Source organism: Segatella copri (assembly GCF_009494835.1).
GTDB classification, from domain to species: Bacteria; Bacteroidota; Bacteroidia; order Bacteroidales; family Bacteroidaceae; genus Prevotella; species Prevotella copri_F.
The window spans coordinates 34686-50694 of sequence record NZ_VZBE01000036.1; the positions used below are offsets into that span (position 1 = coordinate 34686).

General features: G+C 45.3%; 13 protein-coding genes. 11 read left to right on the forward strand and 2 right to left on the reverse strand.

What is annotated here, in order from left to right; genetic code table 11:
- Window positions 1-23: 23 nt before the first annotated feature.
- The 5 genes from groL (at window position 24) to guaA (ending at window position 6272) form a co-directional block, all read left to right on the forward strand.
- Entirely contained in the window at window positions 24-1652 is a 1629-nt protein-coding gene (groL, locus tag F7D47_RS05705) for a chaperonin GroEL (RefSeq protein ID WP_006846289.1), read from the forward strand.
- 365 nt (window positions 1653-2017) lie between these two features.
- Complete coding sequence (locus tag F7D47_RS05710) at window positions 2018-2233, forward strand: hypothetical protein (RefSeq protein ID WP_006846290.1); 216 nt, start codon at window positions 2018-2020, stop codon at window positions 2231-2233.
- Window positions 2217-3761 (forward strand): RapZ C-terminal domain-containing protein, encoded by a 1545-nt coding sequence (locus F7D47_RS05715; RefSeq protein WP_118085972.1) that lies wholly within the window; start codon window positions 2217-2219, stop codon window positions 3759-3761. The genes F7D47_RS05710 and F7D47_RS05715 overlap by 17 nt, the downstream gene beginning before the upstream one ends.
- A gap of 76 nt (window positions 3762-3837) precedes the next feature.
- Window positions 3838-4587, forward strand: a complete 750-nt coding sequence (locus tag F7D47_RS05720; protein ID WP_153085569.1) for a nucleotidyltransferase family protein — start codon at window positions 3838-3840, stop codon at window positions 4585-4587.
- A 74-nt stretch (window positions 4588-4661) separates the two neighbouring features.
- Window positions 4662-6272, forward strand: a complete 1611-nt coding sequence (guaA, locus tag F7D47_RS05725; protein ID WP_022121641.1) for a glutamine-hydrolyzing GMP synthase — start codon at window positions 4662-4664, stop codon at window positions 6270-6272.
- Between the two features lie 45 nt (window positions 6273-6317).
- Here the strand turns inward: guaA and mscL are convergent, their stop codons facing one another.
- A complete protein-coding gene (mscL, locus tag F7D47_RS05730; RefSeq protein WP_153085572.1) occupies window positions 6318-6746 on the reverse strand; it encodes a large-conductance mechanosensitive channel protein MscL in 429 nt (142 codons plus the stop codon).
- Between the two features lie 353 nt (window positions 6747-7099).
- Between mscL and gap the strand changes: the two genes are divergently transcribed.
- The 3 genes from gap (at window position 7100) to F7D47_RS05745 (ending at window position 10270) form a co-directional block, all read left to right on the forward strand.
- Entirely contained in the window at window positions 7100-8131 is a 1032-nt protein-coding gene (gene gap, locus F7D47_RS05735) for a type I glyceraldehyde-3-phosphate dehydrogenase (protein ID WP_006846296.1), read from the forward strand.
- A 133-nt stretch (window positions 8132-8264) separates the two neighbouring features.
- A complete protein-coding gene (gene miaA, locus F7D47_RS05740) occupies window positions 8265-9233 on the forward strand; it encodes a tRNA (adenosine(37)-N6)-dimethylallyltransferase MiaA (protein ID WP_153085574.1) in 969 nt (322 codons plus the stop codon).
- 107 nt (window positions 9234-9340) lie between these two features.
- Window positions 9341-10270: a diacylglycerol/lipid kinase family protein gene (locus tag F7D47_RS05745; RefSeq protein WP_022121645.1), complete on the forward strand. Its 930-nt coding sequence runs from the start codon at window positions 9341-9343 to the stop codon at window positions 10268-10270.
- Between the two features lie 77 nt (window positions 10271-10347).
- Here F7D47_RS05745 and F7D47_RS05750 read toward each other — a convergent pair whose 3' ends face one another.
- Window positions 10348-11052, reverse strand: coding sequence for a Crp/Fnr family transcriptional regulator (locus F7D47_RS05750; protein ID WP_022121646.1), 705 nt, complete (start codon window positions 11050-11052; stop codon window positions 10348-10350).
- 212 nt (window positions 11053-11264) lie between these two features.
- On the opposite strand from F7D47_RS05750, the gene F7D47_RS05755 reads away from it, so the two are divergent.
- Genes F7D47_RS05755 through F7D47_RS05765 form a run of 3 tightly spaced genes read left to right on the forward strand, consistent with a single transcriptional unit; the run spans window position 11265 to window position 15981 of the window.
- A complete protein-coding gene (locus F7D47_RS05755) occupies window positions 11265-13208 on the forward strand; it encodes a glycogen debranching enzyme N-terminal domain-containing protein (protein WP_153085575.1) in 1944 nt (647 codons plus the stop codon).
- Window positions 13209-13226: 18 nt separating this feature from the next.
- Window positions 13227-14495, forward strand: coding sequence for a glycosyltransferase family 4 protein (locus tag F7D47_RS05760; RefSeq protein WP_117587346.1), 1269 nt, complete (start codon window positions 13227-13229; stop codon window positions 14493-14495).
- A gap of 37 nt (window positions 14496-14532) precedes the next feature.
- Window positions 14533-15981 carry a glycoside hydrolase family 57 protein gene (locus F7D47_RS05765; RefSeq protein WP_153095768.1) on the forward strand — a complete coding sequence of 483 codons (1449 nt, stop codon included), beginning with the start codon at window positions 14533-14535 and terminating at the stop codon, window positions 15979-15981.
- Window positions 15982-16009: the final 28 nt, after the last annotated feature.

The following is a 16009-nucleotide window of genomic DNA, read 5'->3' on the forward strand; positions in this document are numbered from 1 at the left end:
AACATTTTTTTAAAGAATATATTATGGCTAAAGATATTAAATATAATATGGATGCCCGCGACCTCTTGAAGAAGGGTGTTGATCAGTTGGCAAATGCAGTAAAGGTAACTCTCGGTCCTAAGGGCCGTAACGTGGTAATCGAAAAGAAGTTTGGTGCTCCTCAGATTACTAAGGATGGTGTTACCGTGGCTAAGGAAGTAGAGTTGGAGAATAAATTCGAAAATACTGGTGCTCAGCTTGTTAAGAGCGTTGCCAGCAAGACTGGTGATGATGCCGGTGACGGTACAACAACTGCTACTATCCTGACTCAGGCTATCGTAACAGAGGGCTTGAAGAACGTTACTGCAGGTGCAAACCCAATGGACTTGAAGCGTGGTATCGACAAGGCTGTGGCTGCTGTTGTTGCCTTTATCAAGGAACATGCTGAACAGGTAGACGATAACTACGATAAGATTGAGCAGGTGGCTACTGTTTCTGCCAACAATGATGCTGAGATTGGTAAGCTCTTGGCTGACGCTATGCGCAAGGTTTCTAAGGATGGTGTCATCACTATCGAGGAGAGCAAGAGCCGTGATACCAACATCGGTGTTGTTGAGGGTATGCAGTTTGACCGTGGTTATTTGAGCGGTTACTTCATGACTGATGCAGACAAGATGGAGTGTGTAATGGATAACCCATACATCCTTCTTTATGATAAGAAGATTTCTAACTTGAAGGAGTTCTTGCCAATTCTCCAGCCTGCTGCTGAGAGTGGTCGTCCTTTGTTGGTTATCGCTGAGGATGTTGATTCTGAGGCTTTGACTACTTTGGTAGTTAACCGTTTGCGTGGCGGTTTGAAGATTTGTGCTGTGAAGGCTCCAGGTTTCGGTGACCGTCGCAAGGCCATGTTGGAGGATATCGCAGTATTGACAGGCGGTGTTGTTATCTCTGAGGAGAAGGGCTTGAAGTTGGAGCAGGCAACTTTGGATATGCTGGGTTCAGCAGACAAGGTTACCGTCAACAAGGACAATACAACTATCGTTAATGGTCATGGCGAGAAGGCTAATATCCAGGATCGCGTAGCTCAGATCAAGAACGAAATTGAGAATACCAAGTCTTCATATGATAAGGAGAAACTTCAGGAGCGTCTGGCTAAGCTCGCCGGTGGTGTAGCTGTCCTCTATGTAGGTGCCAACTCTGAGGTTGAGATGAAGGAGAAGAAGGATCGTGTTGACGATGCACTCTGCGCTACCCGTGCCGCTATCGAGGAAGGTATCGTTGCTGGTGGTGGAACTACTTATATCCGTGCTCTCGAGGCATTGAAGGATATGAAGGGCGATAACGCTGACGAGACAACAGGTATCCGTATCGTAGAGCGTGCTATTGAGGAGCCTCTCCGTCAGATTGTTGCCAATGCCGGTGGCGAGGGTTCTGTAGTAGTAAATAAGGTACGCGAGGGCGAGGGTGACTTCGGTTACAATGCCCGCAAGGACGTTTACGAAGATATGCGTCAGGCTGGTATCGTAGATCCTGCCAAGGTAGAGCGTGTAGCTTTGGAGAATGCTGCTTCTATCGCAGGCTTGTTCCTGACAACAGAGTGTGTGTTGGTTGACAAACCAGAGCCTGCACCAGCTGCACCAGCTGCAGCACCTGGTATGGGTGGCATGATGTAATTAGATGAATAATTTGAGCAAACAAAGCACATCGTAAGACTGCGAGTTTGCAAAGCGAAAATATCAAATAGGGGTGATTCTCAGCGAATTATCCCTATTTTTTTGTTTTTTTAGTCATAAAGATGCAAAAAATAGCAAAATTATTTGGTTCGAATAATCTTTTTTTGTAACTTTGCATCGTAAATAAAAGAAAGTATCATCCTAAGGGATGGCAAAGATATTTTTTTGATTTGTTTTAGTAGATTAGTTTTTAAGTAGTTTGTTTTTGGAAATCGGTTGTCGTGAGACATCCGATTTTTTTTTGTTTTTATTTTGTTTTCTCAATTTAATTGTGTAATTTTGCAGCATAATAGAAAATTCATAGCATGAACAATATTGATTGGAAAAAAGCAGTGGTCTTTCTGATTGTTATCGGAGGACTCATTTATATTACAAAGGCAGAGTTGGGAATGACTACTACAAACTCGTTCCTTACTACGCTGGGTATCTTATTGCTTCTCTTTATCGGAGATAACTTCGCACAGAAGATTGATGATGATCGGAAACGACGTAAACTGAATAATGATGGAAAAGCTGATTGATCTATATAAGAAATGGGCGGGTGAAGAACCGGCTGATGTCATAAAATTGGCAGGGCAGGGGAGTAACCGGCAGTATTTCCGTATCATTGGGCATGATGGTGATACGGTAATTGGTGTGATAGGAACCAGTCGTGATGAGGATCATGCCTTTGTATATCTGGCTCAGCATTTCCAACTCAGACAGTTGCCTGTTCCCCAGATTCTGGCGGTGAGCGATGATGAACTCTGCTATCTTCAGACAGACCTTGGCGGTACTTCGCTTTTCGATGCCATCAAGGGCGGACGAGATGCGGGCGGACGTTACAATCAGAAAGAGAAGGAACTCCTTAAGAAAACCATTCGTGAACTTCCGAATATCCAGATTCGCGGTGCAAGAGGATTGGATTGGCAGAACTGCTATCCGCAGCCAGAATTCGATGTAGACAGTGTACTCTTCGACCTCAACTACTTCAAGTATTGTTTCCTGAAGCCTACCGATTTGGATTTTCACGAACTGAAGCTCGAAGCCAACTTCCGGCTTTTTGCCAAGGATCTGACATCAGAACCGATGGATTGTTTCCTTTATCGCGATTTTCAGGCGCGCAATATCATGCTGGATGATAAGGGAAATCCATACTTTATTGATTTTCAGGGTGGTAGAAAAGGACCGTTCTATTATGATCTCGCCTCATTCCTCTGGCAGGCATCTGCTAAGTATCCGTTCAAACTGCGCAGAGAACTGGTTTGGGAATACTACCAGTCATTGAAGCATTATACCGAGGTACCATCGGTGCGCCATTTTGTAAACCGGTTGAGTCTTTTTGTGCTCTTCCGTACCTTACAGGTTTTGGGCGCCTACGGATTCCGCGGCTATTTCGAACGCAAGAAGCATTTCATCGACAGTATTCCGCCAGCTATCCAGAATCTGCGCGATCTTCTGAAGATGGGTGACAAGGTATTCCCTTATCCTTATATGATGGATATGTTGAGAAGACTGACCGAATTGCCACAGTTCAAGGTGATAGAGAGTGTGGCGCTGAGTCGTGCAGACGGCTATAAGACTACCGACAACAATATCTATCGTGCGCATCCGCAGGACGGACCTGCCACCTATTCTAAATATGATGGTAAGGGACCGTTGGTGGTAAGAGTGTATAGTTTTTCTTTCCGTAAGGGCATTCCAGAGGATCCGTCGGGCAATGGTGGAGGTTATGTCTTCGACTGCAGAAGTACCCATAACCCTGGCAGATACGAGCCTTATAAGAAGTTGACGGGTCTGGATGAGCCTGTTATCCGATTCCTGGAGGATGATGGTGAGATATTGAAGTTCCTGGATCATGTCTATGCACTTGCCGACCATCATGTAAACCGCTACATGCAGCGTGGTTTCACCTCTCTGATGTTCTGTTTCGGATGTACAGGCGGTCAGCATCGCAGTGTATATTCTGCGCAGCATCTTGCCGAACATATTCACCGGAAGTTTGGTGTAGAAGTGCAGATTTGTCATCGTGAACAGCATATTGAACAGGTTTTGCCGGCAAAACAATAGAAAATAGCGTGCAAATTTGGCTATCTCGCAAAAAGTTAGTAAATTTGCACGCACATTTTAAAATAGCTATTTAGCAATGATGCAAGCAATGATATTCGCAGCAGGTTTGGGCACTCGCCTTAAGCCACTTACCGACCGCATTCCGAAGGCTCTGGTAAGTGTCGGGGGAGAACCTTTGCTCAAACGTGTCATCTTTCAGTTGAAGGATGCCGGTTTCACTCGCATTGTAGTGAACGTGCATCATTTCTCCCAACAAATTATCGATTATCTCAGAGCACATGATAACTTCGGTATGGACATCCGTATCAGTGATGAGAGTGAAAAGCTGCTCGAAACGGGTGGAGGTATCCGGAAGGCATGGCCGCTCTTCAACCAGTCAGAGCCTATTCTTATCCACAACGTGGATATTCTGAGTAATGTAGATCTGAAGAAATTCTACCAGATGGAGAGCAGGGATATGATTGCTGCCCGCCTGATGGTGAGCGAACGCAAGACCAAGCGCTATCTGCTCTTTGATGACAGCATGCGACTGGTGGGATGGACGAATATAGAAACGGGCGAGGTGAAGAGTCCTTATCCTGATCTCAATCCCAAAGATTATAAGATGTATGCTTTCTCGGGCATCCACATGGTTGCCCCATCGCTCTTTCCATTGATGGAGGAGGAACCGGGCAAGTTCCCTATCATGGACTTCTATCTGAAGCATTGCGACAAGGTGCGCATAGAGGGATATGTAAAGAACGACCTCAAGCTGATGGATGTGGGAAAGCAGGAGACGCTGAAAGAGGCGGAAGCATTCCTGAAATCGTTAGTTAATAGTTTATAGTTAATAGCGGCTATGCCGTATAGCAAGATTACTATAAACTATAAATTGTAAACTGTAAATTAAAATTAGATATTATGCAACAGAAGATTATTATTTTGGATTTCGGTTCACAGACCACACAGCTCATCGGCCGTCGTGTCCGTGAACTCGATACCTTCTGCGAGATCATGCCTTACAACAAGTTTCCAAAGGATGACCCATCTGTCATTGGTGTCATCTTGAGCGGTAGCCCTTATTCCGTTCATGATCCGGAAGCTTTCAAGGTAGATCTGAGCCAGTTTATCGGCCGCATTCCTGTACTCGGCATCTGCTACGGTGCTCAGTTCCTTTCTTACGCCCAGGGCGGTAAGGTGGAGGCTGCTGACAGCCGTGAGTATGGTCGTGCCAACTTGGAGCATTTCGATAAGGAGAATCCTTTGTTCAAGGGATTCATCGAGAACTCTCAGGTTTGGATGAGCCATGGTGATACCATCACTGCTATCCCTGATGATTACAAGTGCATCGCTTCTACTGCTAATGTGAAGTATGCTGCTTATGCTTCTACCAAACAGCCTGTATGGGCAGTACAGTTCCACCCAGAGGTGTTCCACTCTTTGCAGGGTACACAGCTCTTGAAGAACTTCGTGGTTGATATCTGCGGAAGTAAGCAGGACTGGAGTGCTGACTCTTTTGTTGAGACAACAGTTGCTGAGTTGAAGGAACAGTTGGGTGACGATAAGGTTATCCTCGGTCTTTCTGGCGGTGTTGACTCCAGTGTGGCTGCCGTTCTCCTGAACAAGGCTATCGGTAAGAACCTTACCTGTATCTTCGTAGATCATGGTATGCTCCGCAAGAACGAGTTCCGTGATGTAATGGAGGATTACAAGTGTTTGGGTCTGAATGTAATCGGCGTGGATGCATCAGAGAAGTTCTTTGCTGATCTGGCTGGTGTTACTGACCCTGAGAAGAAGCGTAAGATTATCGGCCGCGACTTCGTAGAGGTTTTCAATGCTGAGGCTAAAAAGCAGACTGGTGCCAAGTGGTTGGCTCAGGGTACTATCTATCCTGACCGTATCGAGAGCTTGAATATCACCGGTAAGGTGATCAAGAGTCATCACAACGTAGGTGGTCTTCCTAAGGAGATGAACCTTCAGTTGTGTGAGCCTTTGAAGTGGCTGTTCAAGGATGAGGTTCGCCGTGTAGGTCGCTCTATGGGTATGCCAGAGCACCTGATTACTCGTCACCCATTCCCAGGTCCTGGTTTGGCTGTCCGTATCTTGGGCGATATCACTCCTGAGAAGGTACGTATCCTTCAGGATGCTGACGATATCTATATCCGTGGCTTGCGTGAGTATAAGGTGAAGTTGAGTGGTGAGGAAGCTCGTCGCGTTCTGGCTGCCGGTGTTCCTGCTGACATGCAGAATGGCGAGATCGAGGTTTCTCTCTACGATCAGATCTGGCAGGCTGGTACCGTATTGCTTTCTACTGTCCGTTCAGTAGGTGTGATGGGTGATGAGCGTACATACGAGCATCCGGTTGCCTTGCGTGCTGTAACCAGTACTGATGCGATGACTGCTGACTGGGCACATCTTCCTTATGATTTCATGGCTAAGGTAAGTAATGAGATTATTAATAAGGTGAAGGGTGTAAATCGTGTATGTTATGACATCTCTTCAAAACCACCTTCGACAATTGAGTGGGAATAAACAGAATAAAAAGTCGCCTTCAAAGAGGGCGACTTTTTTTTATTCTTATTTCTGGTTCTTCAGGAGATCACGTATTTCCATGAGGAGTTTTTCTTCATTGCTTGGCTCCGGAGCCTTAGGAGCTTCTGCCGGTTTTTCCTCTTCCTTCTTCTTGGAAATCTTGTTCACCACTTTGATGAGCATGAAGATACAGAAGGCAACGATGAGGAAGTCTAAACAGGTCTGGAGGAAGTTACCGTAGTTGATGGTAGCCGCCTTCAGTTCCTCACCCGCTACATTGACGGTAGGTAGGGTGAATTTGAGGTCGGCGAAATTCACGCCGCCAATCAGCCATCCTATAGGAGGCATGATGACATCATCTACAACGGAGCTTACGATTTTGCCAAAGGCACCACCGATGATGACACCGACAGCCATGTCGAGCACATTGCCACGCATGGCGAATTCCTTGAATTCATTCAAAAATTTACTCATACTTTTATCTTTTTAATTATAACTATAGTTTGATTGTTTTTCTTTTTCTCTTTTCTTATATATATAATAAGGTATAGAATGCAGAGTTTTTTCTTTGCTTTTTGCAATATGGAGTTGTCAGTATGGCATGTAATGAGTGAAAATAATGCCAATATTAAAGCTCTACTATTCTTTTTTAACTTATTTAATACTCATTCTGGTTGCAAAGTTAGAAAAAAATTAGTAACTTTGCGCTCGAAAAGAAGAAAAATGCTCTAAGGCGTAAAATTTTGAATGTTTCAGCATCGGATGAACGCTCGAAAGCAGTTAAAAAAGTAATTTTTATTAAACTTTTAATTTAAATATTAAGAACAATGATTAAGATTGGTATTAACGGATTTGGCCGTATCGGTCGTTTCGTATTCCGTTCTACAGTTGAGGCTGAGAACGCAAAGGAAGTACAGGTAGTAGCTATCAATGACTTGTGCCCAGTTGATTACATGGCTTACATGTTGAAGTATGATACAATGCACGGTCATTTCGACGGTACTATCGAGGCTGACGTTGAGAAGAGCGAGTTGATCGTTAACGGTAACCACATCCGTGTTACTGCTGAGCGTGATCCTGAGAACTTGAAGTGGGATGAGGTTGGTGCTGAGTACGTAGTTGAGTCTACAGGTCTCTTCCTCGCTTATGACAAGGCTGAGAAGCACTTGAAGGCTGGTGCTAAGTACGTAGTACTTTCTGCTCCTTCTAAGGCTGACGCTAACGGTAACCAGGCTGATATGTTCGTTTGCGGTGTTAACACTGACAAGTACAATGGTCAGAAGATCGTTTCTAACGCTTCTTGTACAACAAACTGCTTGGCTCCTATCGCTAAGGTATTGAACGATAACTTCGGTATCGAGACAGGTTTGATGACAACTGTTCACTCTACAACTGCTACACAGAAGACTGTTGACGGTCCATCTATGAAGGACTGGCGTGGTGGCCGTGCAGCTGCTGGCAACATCATCCCTTCTTCTACAGGTGCTGCTAAGGCTGTAGGTAAGGTTATCCCTGAGTTGAACGGTAAGTTGACAGGTATCTCTATGCGTGTTCCTACTTTGGACGTATCTGTTGTTGACTTGACAGTTAACTTGAAGAAGGCTGCTTCTAAGGAGGCTATCTGCGCTGCTATGAAGGCTGCTTCTGAGGGTGAGTTGAAGGGTGTACTCGGTTACACAGAGGATGCTGTTGTTTCTTCTGACTTCTTGGGTTGCGCTTTGACATCTATCTTCGACGCTAACGCAGGTGTTTATTTGACAGACAACTTCGTTAAGGTTGTTTCTTGGTATGACAACGAGATTGGTTACTCACACAAGGTTGTTGAGTTGATCAAGATCATGAAGAAGCACAACGGTTAATTCGTTGTCTCTTAACGATTAAGTATATGGCCGTCCAGCATTTTTTCAATGCTGGACGGCTTTTTGTTTTTATAAGTGAGAATTTCTTTTCATTTTATTTTGTTTTCTCAATAATTTCATTTAACTTTGCGGCATGAAATATTCGATGATAACCATATTGGGACCTACGGCGAGTGGTAAGACGAGTCTTGCTGCCGCTCTTGCAGCCAGGATCAATAGCCTGGGTGCCCATTTGTCGGGTACCCCTGCCAAGGGCGCTGAAATCATTAGTGCTGACAGCCGCCAGATATATCGCGGCATGGATATAGGTACGGGTAAGGATCTGGCTGACTATACCATCCATGGCAAGCAGATACCTTATCACCTCATTGACATCTGTGAGCCTGGTACGAAATATAATCTCTTTGAATATCAGCAGGATTTTTATGATGCCTATCAGGATATTCAGAAGAGAGGGGCATTTCCGATATTATGTGGAGGTACAGGACTCTATATTGAGTCGGTGCTGAAAGGTTATCATCTCTCACCTGTTCCGCAGAACCCGGAACTCCGTGAGTCATTGGCTCATAAGAGTTTAGAGGAACTTACGCTGATACTGAAAGAGCTGAAGGCGAAAACGGGTTCTAATATGCACAATCGCACAGACGTGGATACAGCACAGCGAGCTATCCGGGCGATAGAGATTGAAAGCTATAATCTGGAGCATCCGATGCCCGAACGTGAACTCCCTGCGGTTGATTCGCTGATTATCGGTGTCAGCATAGACCGGGACGCAAGAAGGGAAAAAATTTCACGGAGACTGAAACAGCGATTGGATGAGGGAATGGTAGATGAAATCAAGGGACTGCTAGATCGTGGTATTTCTGCCGAAAATCTCATCTATTATGGTTTGGAATATAAGTTTATTACAGAATATGTGATCGGTAAGACTTCATACGATGAGATGTATCGCGGTTTGGAAATAGCAATCCATCAGTTTGCCAAAAGGCAGATGACGTGGTTCAGAGGTATGGAGCGCAGAGGCTTTACTATCCATTGGGTAGATGCATTGCAGCCAATGGAGAAAAAGGTGGAGACGGTTTTGGAGCTGATGAGGAGCTAGGCTGCGGCCTGGAATCTGGCTAGGGCTGGCATCCGATGGAATCGGATGCAACGGTGGCTGGGCGGAAGTCATATTTTATACAACTTTCAAATTACAAAGAAGAGACAATGGTAAACGAGAATAAATGGGGGCTGCTTTATTGCCCTAGAGGAGGCTGGCGAAGTAACAAGCGCTGGGAAAAAATAGAGAAGGTGCTCAAGCAGCAGGGCGTGGATTACGACTTTGTGCAGAGCGAGAATCAGAAGAGCGTAGAACGGCTCATCAGAATGTTTATCAACAATGGTTATAAGACCATTGTCATCGTTGGTGGAGATTCTGCGCTCAATGATGCCGTAAACTGTCTGATGCAGATAGATCCGAAAGAAAGAGAAGAGGTGGCACTGGGGGTTATTCCTAACGGACTGATGAACGACTTTGCCCACTTCTGGGGATTCAGCGACAGCGATATCGAGAAGACGGTGGCGTCGCTGAAAAAACGTCGTATCAGAAAGATTGACCTCGGTTGTATCCGCTATGTGAACAAGAAGGGGGAGAAATGCCGTCGCTATTTCCTCAACTGTATCAATATCGGACTCATCGCCGCCATCATGAACCTGAGACGAAAAACCCATCATATCTTCGGTTCACGTACCCTGTCGTTTCTCTGTTCCTTCATCCTGATGATATTCCAGCGTCTGGACTATAAGATGCATGTGAAAATCAATTCGGATGTTATCAAGCGTAGAGTGATGACGATGTGTATAGGCAATGGAACAGGATATGGACAGACTCCGAATGCTGTGCCATATAACGGACTGCTCGATGTGTCGGTGGTATCTCATCCTAAGACAACCCAGCTCTTCGAGGGAATCTATCTTTTTGTGAAAGGTAAGTTCCTCAACCATAAGAGTGTGCATCCTTACCGTACCCGAGAGGTAGAGGTGCTCGATGCCCAGCATGCCCTGATAGGTATTGATGGCAGATTGATGAATACACCGGTTGGCCCATTCCAGATTACTGTAATTCAGGAGGTTATCAACTTCCTGATACCCGTATAACCAGTATGCCCGTAATAAGGGAAATGTATCAAGAAAAACGTATAATGTAAAACATATAAATAAAAAATAGCAGAACTTTATCCGAGTTCTGCTATTTTTATGATTTCTTCTTCCTGTAAGATTTTGATTTTCCTTCCTTCAGTATTGATGAGTCCTTCTGCCGTAAAGGCTGAGAGCGTACGGATGGCATTGCTCGTTGTCATATTACAGAGATTTGCCAGATCTTCACGACTCAATCGGATGTCAAGAGTTTTTCCGTCTTTTTCTAACCCATAAGAGTCTTTCAGAAATATCAGTCCCTCGGCAAGTCGGGCACGGATATGTTTCTGGGTGAGGTTCACGGTACGGTCGTCCGATTTACCTATTTCCACACTGAGATATTTGATAAAGAAGAAGCCGATGTTGAAACTCTTGGAGATCAGTTTCATGAGAACTGCCAGCGGGAACTGGGCAACGACGCAGTTTTCCAGCGACATGGCTGCCGTCTTGTATATCTCATCCGCAAAATAGGCTCTGAAACCAAAAAATTCAATCGGCTTGATAACACGGATAATCTGGCTTTTGCCACCGATACCTTCTTTGTATATCTTCACTTTTCCCGCTATGAGACATAGTGCATATTCGGGAGTACCCTCGTTCTTGTAGATGATTTCGTTCTTCTTATACTTCTTGATTTCCAGATGTTCTTTCAGTAAATCGAACTGGTCATCAGTGATGCCTCCCCATAGCTTAGCAATCAGCATTGCTATATTTTCTTTATCGTATTTTCCTCTAGCTGCCATGTGTACAAATCTTTTAAACTGAAAACTGAGTGCAAAAGTAATGCTTTTTCTCGAAATAATCAAGCATTTTTGTCTAAAAATATGTTTTAGAACATAAAAAGGCAATTTTTTCTAAAAATGGCATACAAAAAGCTTTGTTATACCACAAAAAAGTGTTACCTTTGAAAGCAATTAATTTAGTCAACAAAAATATAGAACCTTAATATAGATCTATGAGTTATCTAAAATTCGAAAAGGCCCTTATGACGAATCTTCAAGAGTCGTTGCCTAAGGAGTTGTTGAGGACAAATCGCTCGGGTGCATATTCGTGCTCAACGATTGTAGACTGTAATACCCGCAAGTATCACGGATTACTTGTCGTGCCGGTTCCAGAACTGGACGATGAGAATCATGTGCTCTTGAGTTCGCTGGATGTTACGGTGATTCAGCATGGAGCTGAGTTTAACCTCGGCTTGCACAAGTACCAGGGCAACAACTACAGTCCGATGGGCCACAAGTACATTCGTGAGTTTGATTGTGATAAAGTGCCAACTACCCTTTATCGCGTAGGTGGTGTTATCCTGAAAAAGGAAGTTGTATTCCAGCATTATGAGAATCGCATTCTGATTCGCTATACCCTGGTAGACGGCCATTCGGCTACAACCCTTCGCTTCCGTCCATTCCTGGCTTTCCGCAGTGTCCGTCAGTTTACTCATGAGAATGCTACCGCATCTCGTGATTATGCTGAGGTAGATCATGGCATCAAGACCTGTATGTATGCAGGTTATCCAGATCTCTACATGCAGTTCTCCAAGAAGAACGAGTTTAAATTCTGTCCAGATTGGTATCGTGGCGTGGAATATCCAAAGGAGCAGGAGAGAGGTTATGCTTCTAACGAAGACCTCTATGTTCCTGGCTATTTTGAAATGGATATCAAGAAAGGCGAAACCATCGTCTTTGCTGCTTCTACATCAGAAATCAAGGCGGTCAGCCTGAAGAAGCTCTTCGACAAGGAAGTGGATGAGCGTTCGCCTCGTGACAATTTCTTCCACTGTCTGGTCAATGCGGCTCATCAGTTCCATCGTCGTGAAAAGAACGATGACCGTTATATCCTGGCAGGTTATCCTTGGTTCAAGTGCCGTGCCCGCGATACATTCATCGCTCTTCCTGGTCTCACCCTCTCTATCGAGGAAGATGACTACTTCGAACTGGTGATGAAGACTGCCATGAAGGGATACTACGAGTTTATGGAAGGCAAGCCGGTCAGCGTTCATATTGCTGAGATAGAGCAGCCTGACGTGCCATTGTGGGCTATCTGGGCTTTGCAGCAGTATGCCAAGGAAACCAGCAAGGAAGAATGCTTCAAGAAGTATGGACAGTTTATCAAGGATGTCATCTCCTTTATCCAGGATAACAAGCATCCGAACCTGAAACTCGAAGAGAACGGATTGCTCTATACTGACGGTAAGGATAAGGCTGTAACCTGGATGAACTCTACAGCCAATGGCAGACCAGTGGTTCCACGTACAGGTTATATCGTAGAGTTTAATGCGCTGTGGTATAACGCCTTGTGTTTCTGTGCTTCTCTTGCTGCAACAGTAGGCGAGGAAGACAACCAGCAGAAACTCCTGGCTCAGGCTGAGCAGACCAAGCAGGCGTTCCTCGATACCTTCCTCAATGAATATGGCTATCTTTACGATTATGTAGATGGCAATATGATGGACTGGAGCGTTCGTCCGAACATGATATTTGCAGTGGCTTTCGACTATTCTCCATTGTCGCAAGACCAGAAGAAGCAGGTACTTGATATCTGTACACGCGAACTTCTTACTCCTAAGGGATTGCGTTCACTCTCGCCAAAGAGCGGAGGATATAATCCTGTTTATGTAGGTCCGCAGACCCAGCGCGACTATGCTTACCATCAGGGTACGGCATGGCCATGGCTCGGTGGCTTCTATATGGAGGCAAGTCTGAAACTCTATAAGCGTACCCGCTTGAGCTTTATCGAACGCCAGATGGTAGGTTATGAGGACGAAATGTCTTACCACTGTCTAGGTACCATCAGCGAACTCTTCGATGGAAACCCTCCATTCGCAGGTCGTGGTGCCATCTCTTTCGCCATGAATGTGGCTGAGATTCTGCGTGCGCTCGAGTTACTTGAAAAATATCAATATTAATAATAGGAGGACTGCTATATGAAAGTTTTAATGTTTGGATGGGAGTATCCTCCTCACGTATTTGGTGGTTTGGCAACTGCCAACTTTGGTATCTCCCAGGGACTTCATGCCCAGGGCGATGTTGATATCACATTGTGTCTGCCTCATCCTTTCGGTGATGAGGACCGCAGTGCCTGCAAGATTGTGGCAATGAACAGTGTGCCTATCGCCTGGCGAGATGTAAATCACGACTATGTGCAGCAGCGCGTAGGCAATATCATGAATCCGGACGATTATTTCCGCTACCGTGACCACATCTATGCCGATTTTAACTATATGCATGTAAATGACCTCGGCTGTATGGACTTTGCCGGTGGTTATCCGTCAAATCTTCATGACGAGATCAACAACTATAGCATCATTGCCGGAGTTGTAGCCCGTTCAGAAGAATTTGATATTATCCATGCTCACGACTGGCTTACATTCCCTGCCGGAATTCATGCCAAGCGCGTGAGTGGCAAACCATTGTGCATCCACGTTCATGCTACCGATTTCGACCGTAGCCGTGGAAAGGTGAACCCTACCGTTTACGCTATCGAGAAAGACGGTATGGATAATGCCGACTGCATCATGTGTGTATCCGAGCTGACCCGTCAGACGGTGATTCACCAGTATCATCAGGATCCACGCAAGTGTTTTGCCATGCACAATGCCGTATACCCATTGAAGCAGGAGTGGCAGGATATTCCACGCCCAAATCATAAGGGCAAGGAGAAGGTAGTAACCTTCCTAGGACGTCTTACCATGCAGAAGGGACCTGAATATTTCGTAGAGGCTGCCAACATGGTATTGCACCGTACCCGCAATGTGCGTTTCTGTATGGCAGGTTCGGGCGATATGATGGATCAGATGATTTATCTCGCTGCCGAAAGAGGCATTGCCGACCGGTTCCACTTCCCTGGCTTTATGCGCGGCAAACAGGTTTATGAATGTCTGAAAGACAGTGATGTCTACGTGATGCCATCTGTGAGCGAGCCGTTCGGTATCTCACCTTTGGAAGCTATGCAGTGCGGCACACCAACCATTATCTCCAAGCAGAGTGGATGTGGAGAAATCCTGTCCAACTGTATCAAGGTAGACTACTGGGATATCCATGCCCTTGCCGATGCCATCTACAGCATCTGTCACAACGAGAGTCTTTTCGATTATCTCTCAGTGGAAGGCAAGAAAGAAGTAGACCAGATTACCTGGGAAAAAGTGGGAGCCCGCATCAAAGACCTGTACCTCAAGACCTTAGGGTGGAAGTAATGGGCAGTTAATAATTAAAAATTAATAATTAATAATTATGAAAACAATTTGTTTATATTTCGAGATACATCAGATTACCCATCTGAAACGCTACCGCTTCTTCGACATCGGTACCGACCATTATTACTATGATGACTACGAGAACGACCGTAGCATCAACGAGATTGCTGAGCGCTCTTATATGCCAGCCTTGAATGCCCTTCAGGAGATGATTGAAAAGAACGGCAAGTATTTCAAGGTAGCTTTCTCGCTTTCGGGTGTGGGTATGGAGCAGTTGGAACTTCATGCTCCTCAGGTACTGGAGAAGCTTCAGCAGCTCAACAATACGGGTTGTGTAGAGTTCCTGGCTGAGCCTTACTCTCACGGACTTGCTTCTCTGGTTAATGAGGCAAGTTTCAAGGATGAGGTGATGCGCCAGTGTACTAAGATTGAGGAATATTTCGGAAAGAAACCTACCGTATTGCGCAACTCTTCGCTCATCTACAGCGATGATATCGGTAACGATGTTGCCAACATGGGATTCATTGGTATGCTCACCGAGGGTGCCAAGCACGTGCTCGGCTGGAAGTCTCCTCACTATGTTTACCATTGCGCCCTGAACCCTAAGTTGAAGCTCCTGTTGCGTGATGTGAACCTGAGCGATGATATCTCTCTGCGCTTCAGCAACAGCGATTGGGATGGTTATCCACTCTTTGCCGACAACTATATGAACCGGATTGCTGCCTTCCCAGATGAGGAGCAGGTTATCAATATCTTCATGGAGCTTTCTGCTCTTGGTATTGCCCAGCCTCTGTCAAGCAATATCCTCGAGTTTATGAAGGCTTTGCCTCAGTGTGCCAAGGACCGTGGCATCACCTTCTCAACACCTTCAGAAATCTGCAAGAAGATCAAGTCGGTAGGCGAGGTGAATGTGCCTGATACCTTGAGTTGGGTAGACGAGGAGCGTGATGTAAGTTCATGGTTGGGTAACCCGATGCAGCGTGAGGCTTTCAACAAGCTTTACAGTGTGGCAGACCGTGTACGTATCGCCAACGATCCACGTATCAATCAGGACTGGGATTACCTGCAGGCAAGTAACAACTTCCGTTTCATGACTACCAAGCCAAGCAATGTGGGTCTTGACAGAGGTATCTATTCAAGTCCTTTCGATGCTTTCACCAACTATATGAACATTCTTGGCGACTTCATCACCCGAGTAAACGACCTCTATCCTACTGATGTTGATAACGATCAGCTTGAGAGCCTGCTTACTACCATCAAGAATCAGGATGAAGAGATTGAGATAAAGGACAAGGAGATTGTCCGTCTTCAGGCTAAGATTGAAAAGATAGAGAAGGAGGCAGAGAAGCACCATGGCGAGAAGCCTGCTAAGGCTGCTCCTGCCAAGAAGACCGCAGTTAAGCCTGCAGCCAAGAAGGCTCCTGCTAAGAAGGCTCCAGCTAAGAAGACAACAAAGGCAGAGCCTGCAGAAGAAAAGAAAGATTAGAATTTTTAGATTACTCATAATGATTAAT